This is a genomic window from Pseudomonas sp. K8 (assembly GCF_014889455.1).
Lineage (GTDB): Bacteria > Pseudomonadota > Gammaproteobacteria > Pseudomonadales > Pseudomonadaceae > Aquipseudomonas > Aquipseudomonas veronii.
This window is the reverse complement of the sequence record NZ_VJWO01000173.1, coordinates 1-673: the sequence shown is the minus strand read 5'-3', so window position 1 is coordinate 673 and position 673 is coordinate 1. Positions and strand designations below refer to the sequence as shown.

Below are 673 nucleotides of genomic sequence, written 5' to 3'. Positions count from 1 at the left end.
GGATATCACCACGCAACACCTGCAAGAACAACAACTTCAAGAACTTGCCATCCGGGACCCGTTGACCCGATGCTTCAACCGACGCTATCTCACCGCGCTCGCTCAACGTCAGTTGGACGCTTGGGGCTGCTTGGTGCTCGACCTGGATCACTTCAAGGAGATCAACGACACCCAGGGCCACGCAGAAGGGGACGCTGTGTTGATCAAGTTTGCTGCGTTTCTAGAGTCCAAGCTGCTGGACAACGAGGCCGTCATCCGCCTAGGAGGCGATGAGTTCCTGGTCTTCGTTCCCGGCGCGACGGCTGAGCGCATGCACCAGTTGGAAGCCTGTTACCGGGATCACGCCAATGAAGCGCCAATCCGATTTTCCGGCGGTTGCGCCGTCAGCCGACCTCATGAGTCGGTGGGCGACACCATCAATCGTGCAGACCTGAAGCTCTACGATCGTCGGAAACAAGAGCGTTCGTGAGCCTTTAGTGATCTGTCAGGGAAGCAAGCCCAGCAAGGAACGGTGAGCAGCCACGCCTGCCAATGCCCCTTCACCCACCGCCAAGGCAATGTTCCCAGCGAACCTGGCCGCATCCCCGCACGCAAACACCCCCGCGACGGTGGTCTGCTTGGCCGAATCGGTGGTGATGCATCCTGCATCCTCTGCCTCGCAGCCCATGCGCGT

General features: G+C 59.7%; 1 protein-coding gene and 1 pseudogene. One reads left to right on the top strand and one right to left on the bottom strand.

Annotation, left to right across the window (positions count from 1 at the left end; genetic code table 11):
• The coding region (locus tag INT12_RS30800; RefSeq protein WP_193059218.1) for a GGDEF domain-containing protein at positions 1-469 on the top strand (469 nt) is incomplete at its 5' end.
• A gap of 15 nt (positions 470-484) precedes the next feature.
• On the opposite strand, the pseudogene INT12_RS31580 reads toward INT12_RS30800, so the two are convergent.
• Positions 485-673 (bottom strand): annotated as a pseudogene (locus INT12_RS31580) (thioredoxin reductase); the annotation flags it as partial.